General features: G+C 63.8%; 15 protein-coding genes. 5 read left to right on the top strand and 10 right to left on the bottom strand.

The window, feature by feature from the left end:
* Window positions 1-161: 161 nt before the first annotated feature.
* From thrC to xerD, 4 genes are all read right to left on the bottom strand, one after another.
* Window positions 162-1,571, bottom strand: a complete 1,410-nt coding sequence (gene thrC / locus CTR55_RS07820) for a threonine synthase (protein WP_296285350.1) — start codon at window positions 1,569-1,571, stop codon at window positions 162-164.
* 51 nt (window positions 1,572-1,622) lie between these two features.
* The gene (locus CTR55_RS07815) at window positions 1,623-2,927 is read right to left on the bottom strand and encodes a homoserine dehydrogenase (protein WP_296285349.1); all 1,305 of its coding nucleotides are present in this window, start codon (window positions 2,925-2,927) and stop codon (window positions 1,623-1,625) included.
* Between the two features lie 174 nt (window positions 2,928-3,101).
* A complete protein-coding gene (locus CTR55_RS07810) occupies window positions 3,102-3,830 on the bottom strand; it encodes a thioredoxin fold domain-containing protein (protein ID WP_296285348.1) in 729 nt (242 codons plus the stop codon).
* A 179-nt stretch (window positions 3,831-4,009) separates the two neighbouring features.
* Window positions 4,010-4,906, bottom strand: coding sequence for a site-specific tyrosine recombinase XerD (gene xerD / locus CTR55_RS07805; RefSeq protein WP_296285347.1), 897 nt, complete (start codon window positions 4,904-4,906; stop codon window positions 4,010-4,012).
* An 88-nt stretch (window positions 4,907-4,994) separates the two neighbouring features.
* On the opposite strand from xerD, the gene CTR55_RS07800 reads away from it, so the two are divergent.
* Together CTR55_RS07800 and CTR55_RS07795 are read left to right on the top strand one after the other, a co-directional pair.
* Window positions 4,995-6,839 (top strand): sodium:proton antiporter, encoded by a 1,845-nt coding sequence (locus tag CTR55_RS07800; RefSeq protein ID WP_296285346.1) that lies wholly within the window; start codon window positions 4,995-4,997, stop codon window positions 6,837-6,839.
* Window positions 6,840-6,937: 98 nt separating this feature from the next.
* Complete coding sequence (locus CTR55_RS07795; protein WP_296285345.1) at window positions 6,938-7,615, top strand: hypothetical protein; 678 nt, start codon at window positions 6,938-6,940, stop codon at window positions 7,613-7,615.
* A gap of 155 nt (window positions 7,616-7,770) precedes the next feature.
* On the opposite strand, the gene CTR55_RS07790 is transcribed toward CTR55_RS07795, so the two are convergent.
* The 6 genes from CTR55_RS07790 to ffh all read right to left on the bottom strand — a co-directional run bounded on the left by CTR55_RS07790 (window position 7,771) and on the right by ffh (window position 11,807).
* Complete coding sequence (locus CTR55_RS07790) at window positions 7,771-8,184, bottom strand: acyl-CoA thioesterase (protein ID WP_296285344.1); 414 nt, start codon at window positions 8,182-8,184, stop codon at window positions 7,771-7,773.
* A gap of 150 nt (window positions 8,185-8,334) precedes the next feature.
* Window positions 8,335-8,685: a 50S ribosomal protein L19 gene (gene rplS, locus CTR55_RS07785; RefSeq protein WP_017522234.1), complete on the bottom strand. Its 351-nt coding sequence runs from the start codon at window positions 8,683-8,685 to the stop codon at window positions 8,335-8,337.
* Window positions 8,686-8,728: 43 nt separating this feature from the next.
* Window positions 8,729-9,493: a tRNA (guanosine(37)-N1)-methyltransferase TrmD gene (trmD, locus tag CTR55_RS07780; RefSeq protein ID WP_253444704.1), complete on the bottom strand. Its 765-nt coding sequence runs from the start codon at window positions 9,491-9,493 to the stop codon at window positions 8,729-8,731.
* 5 nt (window positions 9,494-9,498) lie between these two features.
* Window positions 9,499-10,035 carry a ribosome maturation factor RimM gene (rimM, locus tag CTR55_RS07775; protein WP_296285343.1) on the bottom strand — a complete coding sequence of 179 codons (537 nt, stop codon included), beginning with the start codon at window positions 10,033-10,035 and terminating at the stop codon, window positions 9,499-9,501.
* A gap of 5 nt (window positions 10,036-10,040) precedes the next feature.
* Window positions 10,041-10,289 (bottom strand): 30S ribosomal protein S16, encoded by a 249-nt coding sequence (rpsP, locus tag CTR55_RS07770; protein WP_296285342.1) that lies wholly within the window; start codon window positions 10,287-10,289, stop codon window positions 10,041-10,043.
* A 144-nt stretch (window positions 10,290-10,433) separates the two neighbouring features.
* Window positions 10,434-11,807, bottom strand: coding sequence for a signal recognition particle protein (gene ffh / locus CTR55_RS07765; protein WP_296285341.1), 1,374 nt, complete (start codon window positions 11,805-11,807; stop codon window positions 10,434-10,436).
* 221 nt (window positions 11,808-12,028) lie between these two features.
* On the opposite strand from ffh, the gene CTR55_RS07760 reads away from it, so the two are divergent.
* The 3 genes from CTR55_RS07760 to CTR55_RS07750 all read left to right on the top strand — a co-directional run bounded on the left by CTR55_RS07760 (window position 12,029) and on the right by CTR55_RS07750 (window position 15,764).
* On the top strand, window positions 12,029-12,829 hold the full coding sequence (locus CTR55_RS07760) for an inner membrane protein YpjD (RefSeq protein WP_296285340.1): 801 nt from the start codon (window positions 12,029-12,031) through the stop codon (window positions 12,827-12,829).
* Between the two features lie 42 nt (window positions 12,830-12,871).
* Complete coding sequence (locus tag CTR55_RS07755) at window positions 12,872-14,164, top strand: HlyC/CorC family transporter (protein ID WP_296285339.1); 1,293 nt, start codon at window positions 12,872-12,874, stop codon at window positions 14,162-14,164.
* 286 nt (window positions 14,165-14,450) lie between these two features.
* Window positions 14,451-15,764 carry an MFS transporter gene (locus CTR55_RS07750; protein ID WP_296285338.1) on the top strand — a complete coding sequence of 438 codons (1,314 nt, stop codon included), beginning with the start codon at window positions 14,451-14,453 and terminating at the stop codon, window positions 15,762-15,764.
* Window positions 15,765-15,903: the final 139 nt, after the last annotated feature.

Genomic DNA, 15,903 nt, shown 5'->3' with positions numbered 1-15,903 from the left:
AATGAAAAACACAGGGAGAAGACCGCACGATCGGCGATAAAGTTCGCCGCTTTCAGTACCGTTGGTCATGACGACATGTTTCACGGCCTGACGCCCGCCCCCATTCGCGGACATGAAAAAGCCCGCCAGAGGGCGGGCTTCTTCGACCGGCGATCCGCGTGTTAGAGCGGCTTGCCGCGGTTGCCGTGAGCGCTGACGAAGGCCTGCACCTTGGCCAGTTCGTTCGCCAGCACGGTGCAACGTTCTTCCCGCTCGAACAGGTCGGTCAGGTGCGCCGGCAGTGCCGGAACGGCCTCGATGCCAGCCTTCTCCACCGCTTCCGGGAACTTGACCGGATGCGCGGTACCCAGGGTGACCATGGGCACGGCCAGGCTGCGACGGCATTCGCGGGCCGCACGCACGCCAATGGCGGTGTGCGGGTCGAGCAGCTCGCCGGACTCAGCGTAGACCTGAGCGATGGTCTCGCAGGTCTCCTCGTCGTTCACCGCGAGGGAATCGAACAGGCGGCGGGCTTCGGTCCAGCGGTCATCCTCGACGGCCAGCTTGCCGGTGGCCTTGAAGTTGTCCATCAGTTCGGCGACAGCCTTGCCGTTGCGACCGTGCAGGTCGAACAGCAGGCGCTCGAAGTTGGACGAGACCATGATGTCCATCGACGGCGACAGCGACGCGTGCAGGGTGTCCTTGTCATAGCGGTTGCCGGACATGAAGCGGTGCAGGATGTCGTTGCGGTTGGTCGCGACGATCAGTTGGCTGATCGGCAGGCCCATGTTGCGCGCCAGGTAGCCGGCGAAGATGTCGCCGAAGTTACCGGTAGGCACCGAGAACGCCACGGAACGGGCCGGTGCGCCAAGCTGCAGGGCGGCGTGGAAGTAGTAGACGATCTGGGCCATGATCCGCGCCCAGTTGATCGAGTTCACTGCCACCAGACGGGTGCCCTTCAGGAAACCCTGGTCGGCGAAGCTGGCCTTGACCATCTCCTGGCAGTCGTCGAAGTTGCCTTCGATGGCGATGTTGTGGATGTTCTCGCCGAGGATGGTGGTCATCTGCCGGCGCTGCACCTCGGACACACGGTTGTGCGGGTGCATGATGAAGATATCGACGTTCTCGCAGGCCTTGCAGCCTTCGATGGCGGCCGAGCCGGTGTCGCCGGAGGTCGCGCCCATGATCACCACGCGCTCGCCGCGCTTGGTCAGCACGTGGTCGAGCAGGCGGCCGAGCAGCTGCAGGGCGAAGTCCTTGAAGGCCAGGGTCGGGCCGTGGAACAGCTCCAGCACCCACTCATTGCCGTTGAGCTGGCGCAGCGGCGCCACGGCATTGTGGGCGAAGACACCGTAGGTCTCTTCGAGGATCTTCTTGAAATCGGCGTCGGAGATGCTGCCAGCCACGAACGGGCGCATCACGCGGAAGGCCAGCTCGTGGTACGGCAGGCCGGCCCAGGAGGCGATCTCTTCGACGGTGAAGCGCGGCAGGTTTTCCGGAACGTAGAGGCCGCCGTCGCTGGCCAGGCCAGCCAGCAGCACGTCTTCGAAGTTCAGCGCGGGCGCCTGGCCGCGGGTACTGATGTAACGCATGGTGTGAAACCTTCGGGTTGGCAGCGGCGCGCAGGCGCCGCCGCAGTCGATTCAGTTCAGTTGTTCGACGCGGATGCGTACGACATTGCCGACGACGTCATCCAGCGCTTCCAGCGCGGCGATGGCTTCGATGATGCGGGACTCGAGCACGCGGTGGGTAACCAGGATCATCGGCACCAGACCGTCATGCTCTTCGACTTCCATCTGCATGATCGATTCGATGTTGATGCCGCGCTCGGAGAGGATGGTCGCCACCTGGGCCAGTACGCCCGGATGGTCCTTGGCCTGGATGCGCAGGTAGTAGGCGCTTTCGCAGGCGTCGATCGGCAGGATCGGGTGGTCGGAGAGCGAGTCCGGCTGGAAGGCCAGGTGCGGCACGCGGTTCTCCGGGTCGGCGGTCATGGCGCGAACCACGTCCACCAGGTCGGCGACCACCGAGGAAGCGGTGGGCTCCATGCCGGCGCCAGCGCCGTAGAACAGCGTGGAACCGGCGGCATCGCCGTTGACCATGACCGCGTTCATCACGCCATTGACGTTGGCGATCAGGCGGTCGGCCGGGATCAGGGTCGGGTGTACGCGCAGCTCGATGCCCTTGTCGGTACGGCGGGCGACGCCCAGGTGCTTGATGCGGTAGCCCAGGGCCTCGGCGTAGTTCACGTCGGCGGTGGTCAGCTGGGTGATGCCTTCGGTGTAGGCCTTGTCGAACTGCAGCGGGATACCGAAGGCGATGGACGCGAGGATGGTCAGCTTGTGCGCGGCGTCGATGCCTTCGACGTCGAAGGTCGGATCGGCTTCGGCGTAGCCCAGCGCCTGGGCTTCCTTCAGCACGTCGGCGAAGGCGCGGCCTTTCTCGCGCATTTCGGTGAGGATGAAGTTGCCGGTGCCGTTGATGATGCCGGCCAGCCAGTTGATGCGGTTGGCGGCCAGGCCCTCGCGGATCGCCTTGATCACCGGAATACCGCCGGCCACGGCGGCTTCGAAGGCGACGATGACGCCTTTCTCGCGGGCTTTGGCGAAGATCTCGTTGCCGTGCACGGCAATCAGCGCCTTGTTGGCGGTGACCACGTGCTTGCCGTTCTCGATGGCCTTGAGTACCAGCTCATGGGCCAGGGTGTAGCCACCGATCAGCTCGATGACCACGTCGATTTCCGGGTTGTTCGCCACGTCGAAGATGTCGGCAGTAATGGGGGTACTGCCGGTTTCACACTTCGGATTGGGGCGACGGGCGGCAATCTGCGCAACCTCGATACCACGCCCGGCACGGCGGGCAATCTCCTCGGCGTTGCGTTTGAGTACATTGAAGGTACCGCCACCGACGGTCCCCAACCCACAGATTCCCACTTTCACCGGATTCACGCTGAAACTCCCCATGATTACAGCATCGGGGCGCCTGACACACCGATGCCCGCAACGAGGCGGGCGCGGCGGTAGGCACCGAGTCAGAACAGGCGAAGCGCCTGCTCCCTAGTCAAAAGGAATCGAACATTACGAATCGATTCCGCTTTAGTCAATCAGAGCGCAAGCCGCGGCTTACTTGGCTTCCAGCGCCAGCTTGGCGATCTGGGCAGCCGGCTGGTAGCCCGGCAGCATGGTGCCGTCGGCGAGGATGACCGCCGGGGTGCCCTGCACACCGACCATCTGGCCCAGGGCGAACTGCGCATCCACCGGGTTCTCGCACTTGGCAGCCTTCACTTCCTTCTCATGGAACATGTCGGTCATGGCTGCCTGGCGGTCCTTGGAGCACCATACGGCCTGCAGCTGCTGGTCGCCAGGCGAGTTCGGGCCCTGCCGCGGGAAGGCCAGGTAGCGCACTTCGATACCGCGTTTCTGCAGCTCCGGTACTTCGGCGTGCATTTTCTGGCAATACGGGCAGGTGGTGTCGGTGAAGACGGTGATGTGCGCCTTGGTCTCGCCTTTGGCCGGGAACACCACCATGTCCTTGGCGGGAATGGCGTTGATGGTCTTGGCCACGCCGGCGCTCTCGGCCTTCTCGGTCAGGTTGGTCGGCTTGCCGTCCTTCACCTGATAGATGTTGCCCTGCACGACGAACTGGCCGTCGGCGCTGGCATAGAGAATCCGGCCGCCCTTGAGCTGGACCTGGTAGATGCCTTCCAGGGGGCCCTTGGAAATGTTCTCGATGGGCAGGTCAGGCTGCAGGGACTGCAGGGTAGTACGGATCGCCTGATCCGGTTCGGCGGCCAGGGCGAGGGTGCTGACGAGGCCAAGGGCCGCGGCAGTCAGAAGTCGGGACAAACGCATGGAAAGCTCCTGATGTCAGTCGGCGAAGACTACCACACCAGACGGGGCAGGCCGAGCCGCAGGCTGTAGCCGGAAGCTTCGGCGGCTCTTCTGTAGGAGCGAGCTTGCTCGCGAACCGCACAACCCGGAAAGATTCGGAGAAATGCGTTCGCGAGCAAGCTCGCTCCTACAGTGTCAGCTCAGCCGCGGGGGTGGTGTTGGGTATGCAGGTCCTGCAGACGGGCACGGGCAATGTGCGTGTAGATCTGCGTAGTCGAGAGGTCGCTGTGGCCCAGCAGCATCTGTACCACGCGCAGGTCGGCGCCGTGGTTGAGCAGATGGGTGGCGAAGGCGTGCCGCAGGGTGTGCGGCGACAGGCTCTTGCCGATACCGGCGACCCTGGCGTGCAGTTTGATGCGGTGCCAGAAGGTCTGCCGGGTCATCTGCTCGCCGCGCAGGCTGGGAAACAGCACGTCACTCGGCTTACCGGCCAGCAGATCGCCGCGCGCCTCGCGGACATAGCGCTCGATCCAGCGGATGGCCTCCTCACCCAGCGGCACCAGGCGCTCCTTGCTGCCCTTGCCAAGCACGCGCACCACGCCCTGACGCAGGTTGACCTGCTCCAGGGTCAGCCCGACCAGCTCGCTGACGCGCAGTCCGCATGCATACAAAACCTCGAGCATGGTGCGATCGCGCAGGCCGAGCGGGTCGTCGGTCTCCGGAGCCGCCAGCAGGGCCTCCACATCCGACTCTGACAGCGACTTGGGCAACGGTTTTCCCAACTGTGGCAGCTCTATCAGCAGGGTCGGGTCTTCGCTGATCAACCCCTCGCGCAGGCAGTAACGATAGAAACCGCGCAGCCCGGAAAGGAATCGAGCCGTGGACCGTGCTTTGTAGCCCTCCCCCAGGCGCCAGGCCAGGTGGTCGAGGATCACATCACGCCCGGCCGACTCCAGCGCCACACCACGCTCATCCAGCCAGCCATTGAACAGGGCCAGGTCGCTTCCATAGGCGCTGCGGGTATTGTCGGAAAGGCCCTTCTCCAGCCAGAGGGCGTCGAGGAAACGATCGATCAATGAATGCGGTAGCGGGTTCATCTAAAGCCATGGCAAAGGAAGATGTGGCGCGGGTAGTCTTTCATAACCTCCATCCCCTCTCCAGTCTCGCAAAGGACGCCACTGCTCCATGGACGAACACAGCACCTACTACGCTCTTGCCGGAATCGGCGCTGCCTCCCTTGCCAGCCAGTGGCTCGCGTGGCGCCTGCGGCTACCGGCGATCCTGTTCCTGCTGCTGAGCGGCATACTGGTCGGCCCCGTGCTGCACCTGCTGTCGCCGGAGATGCTATTCGGGCCACTGCTGTTCCCGCTGGTCTCTCTCGCGGTGGCTCTGGTGCTGTTCGAGGGCAGCCTGACCCTGCACCTGGACGAGTGGAAGGAAATCGGCACCGTGGTGCGGCGCCTGGTCACCGTAGGCGCGCTCCTCACCTGGGGCGTGATCGCGCTGGCGACCCACTACCTGCTGGACTTCACCTGGGAAATGGCCCTGCTGTTCGGCACCCTCACCCTGGTCACCGGGCCTACGGTGATAGTGCCGATGCTGCGCGTGGTGCGGCCCAACGCCACGATCGCCAACATCCTGCGCTGGGAAGGCATCGTGATCGACCCTATCGGCGCCATTCTCGCGGTGGTGGTTTACACCTTCATCGCCGCGAGCGATGTCGGGGCCGGCTGGCTGGACAGCCTGCTGACCTTCTTCAGCGTGATCGGCACCGGGATCGCCGCCGGCCTGCTGGGCGGCCAGGCGCTGGGCGTTAGCCTGAGGCGCCACTGGCTGCCGGACTACCTGCACAACCTGGCCTCGCTCTCCGTGGTCCTCGGTGTCTTCGTCCTGTCCAATACCCTGATGTCCGAGTCGGGACTACTGGCAGTGACCGTGATGGGGCTGCGCCTTGCCAACATGCAAGGCGTCGACGTGCGGCACATTCTGCACTTCAAGGAGAACCTCAGTGTCCTGCTGATTTCCGGCCTCTTCGTGCTGCTGGCCGCGCGACTGGACCTGCCGGCGTTACTGGGCCTGGGGCCGATAGCACTGCTGGTGTTGGCACTGATTCAGTTCGTCGCGCGCCCACTGAACGTGCTGATCGCCACCGCCGGCTCCACGCTCAACTGGCGCGAGCGAGCGCTGTTGAGCTGGATCGCACCACGCGGCATCGTCGCCGCAGCCGTTTCAGCGATCTTCGCCATCCGCCTGCAGGAGGCCGGCCACGCCCAGGCCGGCGTGCTGGTCCCCCTCACCTTCCTGATCATCATCGGCACGGTGATCCTGCAGAGCGCTACGGCACGCCCCCTGGCGCGCCTGCTGAAAGTCGCCGAGCCGGTGCCCACCGGTTTCCTGATCATCGGCGCCAACCCGGTTGCCCGCGCCATTGGCAGCGGCCTGCAGAATGCCGGGGTGAAGGTACTGCTGACCGATTCGAGCTGGGAGAACACCCGCGCTGCGCGCATGGACAATCTACCCACCTATTTCGGCAATCCGGCCTCGCAACATGCCGAGGCACACCTGGACCTGATCGGACTGGGACATCTCCTGGCCCTGTCGCCCAACGCCGAGCTCAATGCCCTGATGTGCATGAGTTTCCGCCACGAGTTCAACGCGCGTCAGCGCTTCATCCTGCCCAGCAGCCAGGACAGCCGACGCAGCGAAAAGCATCGGGTCAGCGACCGTCATCGTGGCCGTGCGCTGGGCCAATCAGCGATCACCTTCCCGCAGATCGCCGGCCAGATCGCGCGGGGAGCGGAAATTCGGTCGACACTGCTCAGCGAGAACTTCGGCTGGGAGGACTACCAGGCCCAGCACGGCAACCGCGCACTGTTGCTGTTCGCCAGGGATCCGAGCGGACGCCTGCATATTGCCAGCCATGAGCAGCCACTGACTCCCAGCACGGGCTGGACGGTGATTTCGCTGATCGAGGAGGCGCCCGAAAATGCACCGAGTGCGCAAGAAACGACGCGCTCCGCAACAACCTGACGACCGGCCATGTCTGCCTATCTTTAGGCTGGTGACAGAATTCGTCTGGCAGACAATGATTGCACCACGCCATCATTGCACCGTACGAAGCCCACGCCATGCCCAGTCAACAGAACTCCCGCCTCGGCCAGATCCTTGTCAGCAAGGGGCTGATCACCGCCCATCAGCTGGACAAGGCCATCCAGCTCCAGCTCACCAACGGACTGCGCCTGGGCGAAACCTTGATCCAGCAGGGCTGGATCACTGAGCGCCAACTCGGCCGTGCACTGAAGAAACAGAACAACCTGCGCCTGGCGGCAACCTTGGTTGCGGCCCTGCTCAGCCCGTTCCAACTGGCCAACGCCGATGTGCAGCGCCAGGCGCCCAGCAGCATCACCCGCCATGAGACGCCCAAGGGCCTGAAACCGCTGAGCGACCGCGAGATGAGCGACGTCAGCGCCCAGGGCTTCGACGACACCCTGCAGAGCCTGCTGGTCAGCGCCGAAAGCGGCGACGGCGTCGGTGCGATCAAGCAGCTTTCCCGCCTGGTGATGCCAGTGGTGGATAGCCTCGACGCCGAGACCTCACTGCACGACGTGCAGTACGACACCGCACACGCCTCTTCCTCGCTGAACGCGGACGGCTCGATCAACGTGCGCCTGCCCAGCTCCATTGGCGAAGTGCGCTTCGACAACATCCGCGTCGCCGGCGCACCCAAGACCCAGAGCATGGGCAGCCTGAGCCTGCAGAACATCGACCTGTCCCAGGCCTCGCTGAAGATCAGCCTGCGCCACTGAGCGTTGCTGTAGGAGCGACGGGGACGCCATCGTTATTGCTCGCGAACCGCCCAACACTGACCTGGTCGGTTAAATTGTTCGCGAGCAAGCTCGCTCCTACGAAAAACTGCTCCCGTCTAAATGAATGAAGGCGCCCGTGGGCGCCTTCTTGCGTTTCAGGCCTCAAAGCCGGGCAGGACCGGCACCGGGCGCTTCTCGTCGTCAATGGCAACGAAACTGAACAGCCCATGGATGGCCTTCTCGCGGCCGTCGGCGGACATGCTCTCGACGAACACTTCCACTTCGACCTTGAGGCTGGTGTTGCCCACCTTCACCACCCGGCCGATCAGCTCGACGATGGAGCCGGCGGGAATCGGGTGTTTGAAATCGATGCGGTCGGTGGACACAGTCACCAGCGGCAGACGGCAGAAGCGTGTCGCGGCGATGAACGAGACTTCGTCCATCCAGGCCAGCGCAGTGCCGCCGAACAGGGTGTTGTGGTGGTTGGTGGTGGGCGGGAAGACCGCCTTGGTCACACGGGTTTCCGCCAGCTCTGTGCGACGGAGTATTTCTTGCTCTCTGGGGCTCATGCCACTGCTACCTGATGCAATAAAGGTGGCTGCCGGTGTTGCGGGTGTTGTGTTTCTAATGCGCTGACGAAGGCAGATGGCGCCGATCGCTAAACGACAGGCAAGAAAAAAGCAGCCCGTGGGCTGCTTTTTTCGGGAACAACCGGCGACTTAGGCCAGTTTTTCCTTGATGCGTGCTGCCTTGCCGGACAGTTCGCGGAGGTAGTACAGCTTGGCCTTGCGCACGTCGCCGCGACGCTTGACGGAAATGCTGTCAACCAGCGGGCTGTAGGTCTGGAAGGTACGCTCAACGCCTACGCCGTTGGAGATCTTGCGAACGGTGAAAGCACTGTTCAGGCCGCGGTTACGCTTGCCGATGACAACGCCTTCGAAGGCCTGCAGACGCTGACGGTCGCCTTCCTTCACTTTAACCTGGACGATTACGGTGTCGCCGGGGGCGAACGCCGGAATCTCTTTGCTCATCTGTTCAGCTTCGATCTGCTGAATGATCTTGTTGGTCATTTCGTGCTCCTAAGACAAGCGCTCGGCGCTCGCCATCGATACGTTAACTATCGTTCCGCTGGCGGATGTATTCCTCCAGCAGCTTTTTCTCTTCTCCAGAAAGCGAGCGGCAATCCAGAAGATCGGCACGTCGTTCCCAGGTCCTGCCTAAGGACTGCTGTAAACGCCAGCGCCGGATGTGTTCGTGGTTGCCGCTGAGCAGCACCTCCGGAACACGTTTGTCTGCGTACACCTCAGGTCGGGTGTAGTGCGGACAGTCGAGCAGGCCATCCGTGAAGGAGTCCTCCTCGGCGGAGTCCACGTGGCCCAATGCACCGGGCAACAACCGCGTGACCGCGTCAATCAGCACCATGGCCGGAAGCTCACCCCCGGACAAGACATAATCGCCAACCGACCATTCCTCATCGACATGCTCTTCAATGAAGCGCTCGTCGATGCCTTCGTAACGCCCGGCGATCAGGATCAGACGCTCCTCGTTCGCCAGTTCTTTCACGGCCGCCTGCGTGAGCTTGCGACCTTGCGGCGAGAGGTAGATCACCTTCACCGGTCCGCCTGCAGCTTGCCGGGCATCGCCCAACGCGCCTTCGAGCGGCTTGATTTTCATCACCATGCCGGGACCACCGCCGAAAGGCCTGTCGTCCACCGTCTGGTGACGGTCCTCGGTGTTGCTCCGCGGGTTGAAGCACTGAAGCTGAATCAGCTCCTGCTTGACCGCGCGACTCGTGATGCCGTAATCGCTGATGGCGCGAAACATCTCCGGAAAGATGCTGATGACCCCTATCCACATTGGCTGAAGGCTCTCATCCACATGAATTAGAAGTCCGCGTCCCAGTCCACCCGAATCTCACCGGCTTCCAGGTCTACCGAATGCACGCACTGATCCGTATACGGGAGCAGGCGTTCACGGTCGTCCAAGCTGCCTGCGCAGGGCTTGACTACCATCACATCGTTGGCGCCGGTCTCCAGCATGTGGTCGAGAATCCCGAACAGTTGCCCGTTCTGGTCGATCACCTTGAGACCTTCCAACTGGCTCCAGTAGAACTCGCCATCCTCCAGCACCGGCAGCTCGCTGCGCGGGACCAGGATTTCGAATTCAGCGAAGGTGCGGGCGATCTCGCGATCTTCCAGTCCCTTCAGCTTCACGACCAGGACATTGCCCTGTACGCGACCTTGAACCAGCTCCGCCTGTCGAACCTCGTTGCCACGCTTGAGCGTCCAGCGACGATAGTCCAGCAGGTTGTCCAACGGATCGGTAAAGGAATACACCTTCACCTCACCACGAATACCGTGCACCGATACGATCTTGCCGAGAACTACCATCTCCTCGGCGGGAGCAGGATTCGTGTTCATCGATCTCAGGCAGCCTTGGCGGCTTCCTTGATCAGCTGAGCAACACGCTCAGACGGTTGAGCGCCTTGGCTCAGCCAGTAGTTCAGACGCTCCTGGTTGACCGAGAACTTGGGCTCGGCGCCAGTGGCGACGGGGTTGAAGAAGCCGACGCGCTCAACAAAACGGCCGTCGCGAGCGTTGCGGCTGTTGGTCACGGTCAGGTGATAGAACGGGCGCTTCTTGGAGCCGCCACGAGCCAGACGAATGGTTACCATGCGTACGTTGTTCCTATGGTTTGCTTGCAAAAAAGAAATGCAGCCCTCGGGCACATAGCCCGAAAGGCCGCATATTCTATGAGCTAAAACCCCGCGCCGCAAGCCGCAGCGCGTCCGGTCCGCCAGGTGGCGAGCCGCCTGGGCTTACATCTTCGGCATGCCGCCGGGGAACATGCTCCCCATGCCGCGCATCATCTTGGCCATGCCGCCCTTGGCGGTGACCTTCTTCATCATCTTCTGCATCTGCTTGTGCTGCTTGATGAGGCGACCGACGTCCTGCACCTGGGTACCCGAGCCCATGGCGATGCGGCGTTTGCGCGAACCGCTGATCACTTCCGGATCACGGCGCTCGCCGGGGGTCATGGAGTTGATGATCGCCTCCATCTGCTTGAACTGCTTCTCCGCCGCGTTCTGCGCGTTGCCCATCTGCGACAGGTTGACGCCGCCGAGCATCGGCAGCTTGTCCATCAGGCCGCCGAGGCCGCCCATGTTCTTCATCTGTTGCAACTGATCGCGGAAGTCTTCCAGGTCGAAACCCTTGCCCTTCTTGATTTTCTTCGCGAGCTTCTCGGCCTTCTCGCGATCCATGCTCTGCTCGGCCTGCTCGATCAGGCTGAGTACGTCGCCCATGCCGAGGATGCGCGAAGCCACGCGATCGGGGTGGAACGGGTCGAGCGCTTCGCTCTTCTCGCCCATGCCGAGGAACTTGATCGGCTTGCCGGTGATGGCGCGCACCGACAGCGCAGCACCGCCACGGGCGTCGCCGTCGACCTTGGTCAGCACCACGCCGGTCAGCGGCAGCGCGTCATTGAAGGCCTTGGCGGTGTTGGCGGCGTCCTGGCCGGTCATGGCGTCGACCACGAACAGGGTTTCCACCGGTTTGATCGCCGCGTGGACCTGCTTGATCTCGTCCATCATGTCGGCGTCGATGTGCAGACGACCGGCGGTGTCGACGATCACCACATCGATGAACTTCAGCTTGGCTTCGCGAATCGCGGCCTCGGCGATGGCCACCGGCTTCTGGCTGGTATCGGACGGGAAGAAGCTCACGCCGATATCGCTGGCCAGGGTTTCCAGCTGCTTGATCGCCGCCGGGCGGTAGACGTCGGCGGACACCACCAGCACGGACTTCTTCTTGCGCTCTTTAAGGAAGCGCGCCAGCTTGCCGGCGGTGGTGGTCTTGCCCGCGCCCTGCAGGCCGGCCATCAGGATGACCGCTGGCGGGGCAGCATTGAGATCGAGGTCCTCGTTGGCCGCGCCCATCAGCTCGACCAGTTCGGCCTGGACGATCTTCACGAAGGCCTGGCCCGGGGTCAGGCTCTTGGAAACCTCGGTACCGACCGCGCGATCCTTGATCTTGGCGACGAAGTCCTTGACCACCGGCAGGGCCACGTCGGCCTCCAGCAGGGCCATCCGCACTTCGCGGAGCGTGTCCTTGATGTTGTCCTCGGTCAGCTTGGCCTTGCCGGTGACGTGGCGCAGCGTTTGCGAGAGGCGATCTGTAAGGTTTTCGAACATGCGCGTTCCTAATCAGGCCCGGTCGGACCAGGGTTTGGCTTGTCAGCAAGCCGCCGATTATAGCGAAGTGCGGCCAACGCCAACACCGCCGATGATCCCTATATGACAGACCGCGTCCCAACCCAGAAGCGAACTGTTCTCAGCGGCTTTCTAGGCGCGGGCGATCTGTGCCAAACTCAGCACCTTTCGGGTCCCCCGTCGACGGACTGTTCCAAGGACTTATGCAACCTCTGCTGCCCAGCCTGATCGCCGCCGTCCTTTATATCGGCACCACTGCCTACCAGGGCGCAAGCCTGGCCCGCCGCACCCCGCCGCAGAAACCGCTGCTCCTCCTGCTGGGCCTGATCGCCCTGCTCTGTCAGGTCTACAGCCTGAGCCAGGAGCTGCTGACGCCCGCGGGCCTGGCGCTGGACTTCTTCAACGCCGCCAGCCTGATCTCCGCCGCGGTCACCGCCCTGACCCTGCTGGCCTGCCTGCGCATTCCGGTGCACAACCTGCTGATTTTCCTTTATCCGCTCGGTGCGCTGACCACCCTGCTGGCCGTGCTGATGCCCCACGGCACCATCGAGCCGATCAATGAGCAGCCGGGCATCCTCGCTCACATCCTGCTGTCGATCCTCGCCTACGGCCTGCTGACCATCGCCGTGGTCCAGGCGCTGCTGCTGCTGGTCCAGGACCATCAGTTGAAGAACAAGCACCCATCGGGCCTGATTCGCAACTTCCCGCCGTTGCAGACCATGGAAAGCCTGCTGTTCGGCTTCCTCTGGGGCGGCTGGTCGCTGCTCTCGCTGTCGCTGATCTCCGGCTGGCTGTTCGTCGACAACCTGTTCGCCCAGCACCTGGCGCACAAGACCATCCTCTCCTGCTTCGCCTGGGTGGTGTTCGGCGTACTGCTGTGGGGCCGCCACCAGCTCGGCTGGCGGGGCCACAAGGCGATCCGCTGGACCCTCGCGGGTTTCTGCCTGCTGATGCTGGCCTACTTCGGCAGCAAGCTGGTCAAGGAATTCATCCTGCACATCTGACGCTAACGGCGGCGCCAACGCGCCGCTGAAGGACCTGCGCGCATGGAAGAGATCCACCCCGGCTACCTGATCGGCCTGCTGGTCTTCCTGATCCTCTGCTCGGCGTTCTTCTCCAGCGTCGAGACCGGCATGCTCAGCCTCGACCGCTACCGCCTGCGCCACCTGTCCAAGAAGGGCAACCGCGGCGCGCGGCGCACCAGCTGGCTGCTGCTGCGCACCGACCGTCTGCTCGGGACCATCCTGATCGGCAACAACTTCGTCAACATCATCGCCTCGTCCCTGGCGACCCTGCTGGCTCTGCGCTTATGGGGCGAAGCCGGCGTGGCGATCGCCACCGTGGTGCTGACGCTGATCCTCCTGATCTTCGGCGAGATCACCCCCAAGACCTACGCCGCCCTGCGTCCCGAGCGCGTAGCCTTCCCCGCCAGCCTGCCGCTGATCTGGATGCAGAAGCTGTTCAGCCCGCTGCTCTGGCTGATGACCGGCATCAGCAACCTCCTGCTGCGCCTGGGCGGCCTCGACCCGACCCAGCGCGGCGGCAAGCCGTTGAGCAACGACGAGCTGCGCAGCGTCGTCACCGACTCCAGCGAGAAGCTCACCCACAATCGCCAGGACATGCTGCTGAGCATCCTCGACCTGGAAAAGATCACGGTGAACGACCTGATGGTGCCGCGCAACGAAGTCCAGGGCATCGACCTGGACGACGAGCTGGAAACCATCATCGGCCAGTTGCGCAACACCACCCACACCCGCCTGCCGGTGTTCCGCAATGACATCAACCAGGTCGAAGGCGTGGTGCACATGCGCCAGATCGCCCGCCTGCTGACGCACAACCAGTTGACCAAGGAAAGCCTCAAGGCCGCGTGCCTGGAGCCCTACTTCGTGCCCGAGAGCACGCCGCTGTCGACCCAGCTGATCAACTTCCAGAAGCAGAAGCGACGCATCGGCATCGTCGTCGACGAATACGGCGAAGTGATCGGCATCATCACCCTGGAAGACATCCTCGAAGAAATCGTCGGCGAGTTCAGTAACCAGAACACCCTGCGCAACCCGGACATCCACCCCCAGGCCGACGGCACCTACGTGATCGACGGCTCGGCCAACCTGCGCGACATCAATCGCGCCCTCGGCTGGCAACTGCCCAGTGACGGCCCCAAGACCCTCAACGGGCTGGTCACCGAAGCGCTGGAGCAGATTCCCGACTGCGCGGTGTGCCTGAAGATCGGCCGCTACCGCCTGGAGATCCTGCAGTCCGGCGAGAACCGGGTAAAAAGCGTACGTGCCTGGCTGCCCGGCGCTCCGCCGAAAGAGCCCTACGCCGACGAGCTTGCCTGAGCCGCCCCGCCCGCCCCTATAATCCGGACGGCTTACCCAGCCTCCCACCGACGCCCGCCGCTACCCGTGACGCCGCGCCGGCCAGTCAATCGCACGCCCCGCCGAGCCTCGACCTTGCGTCGTTGCCTTGCGAAGCAGCCGGCCTCGCTCTGACCCACCGCGAGCCGCGCCCACCCTGCCCCGATCCGGGGCCGCGCTCGTACTCGCACCGTGGCGATGCCTCCTATGACGCCGGACACGACCGCCAGAGTCGTCGCCGTGCCTGACTGCCAGGGAATTTCCCCGTATGACCAGCGCCACCCTCGAAGCCGCACAGCCGGCCGAACAGACCAACTCCACCACCCGCGTCGCGGTGGCCAGTTTCATCGGCACCGCCATCGAGTTCTACGACTTCTACGTCTACGCCACCGCCGCCGCGCTGGTGATCGGCCCGGTATTCTTCCCACAGACCTCCGGCACCGCCCAGGCGCTCAGCGCCTTCATCACCTTCGGCATCGCCTTCCTCGCTCGCCCGCTGGGCTCGGCGTTGTTCGGCCACTTCGGTGACCGTATCGGGCGCAAGTCGACCCTGGTGGCCTCGCTGCTGCTGATGGGCATTTCCACCACACTGATCGGTCTGCTACCGGGCTACGACAGCATCGGCGCGTGGGCGCCGATCCTGCTCTGCGTGCTGCGCTTCGGCCAGGGCCTGGGGCTGGGTGGCGAATGGGGCGGCGCCGCGCTGCTGGCCACCGAGAACGCGCCCAAGGGTCGCCGCGCCTGGTTCGGCATGTTCCCGCAGATGGGCCCGTCGATTGGTTTCCTGGCCGCCAACGGCCTGTTCCTCTGCCTGGCCATGCTGCTCAGCGAAGAACAGTTCCGCGCCTGGGGCTGGCGTATTCCGTTCGTGCTCAGCGCTGTACTGGTCATCGTCGGCCTCTACGTACGCTTGAAGCTGGTGGAGACCCCGGTGTTCGCCAAGGCCATGGAGCGCCAGGAGCGTTCCAGCCTGCCGATCGCCGACCTGTTGAGCAAACACTGGCGCCCCACTCTGCTGGGCGCCATGGCGATGGTGGTGTGCTACGCCCTCTTCTATATCTCCACGGTGTTCTCCCTGAGCTACGGCGTCAGCACCCTGGGCTACAGTCGCGAGGACTTCCTCGGCCTGCTGTGCATTGCCGTACTGTTCATGGCCGCCGCCACACCAGTCTCTGCCTGGCTGAGCGACCGCTTCGGGCGCAAGCCGGTGCTGATCGTCGGCACCCTCGCCGCCATCGCCTCGGGCTTCGCCATGGAGCCGCTGCTGAGCCAGGGCTCGTCAGTGGAAGTAGCGGTGTTCCTGTCGCTGGAACTGTTCCTCATGGGCGTGACCTTCGCCCCCATGGGCGCACTGCTGCCGGAACTCTTCCCCACCCACGTGCGCTACACCGGCGCTTCGGCAGCCTACAACCTGGGCGGTATTCTCGGCGCCTCGCTAGCCCCGTACATCGCGCAGAAGCTGGTAGGTATGGGTGGATTGAGCTGGGTGGGCGGTTACGTGTCGGTAGCAGCGGCGCTCAGCCTGCTGGCCGTGCTGTGCCTGCGCGAGACCCGCGGGGATGATCTGAACGATATCCGCTGAGGAATTGCTCTTCTGTAGGAGCAAGCTTGCTCGCGGACGGCCCAACGCCAGGACAACTGGATACGTTTGTTCGCGAGCAAGCTCGCTCCTACAAAGAGCCAGGTACTGCGAGCTGAGCCTCGGGGCCAGCGGCAATTGG

Source organism: Pseudomonas sp., assembly GCF_002796985.1.
Taxonomy (GTDB): Bacteria; Pseudomonadota; Gammaproteobacteria; order Pseudomonadales; family Pseudomonadaceae; genus Pseudomonas.
This window is presented reverse-complemented; position numbering and strand designations above follow the sequence as displayed.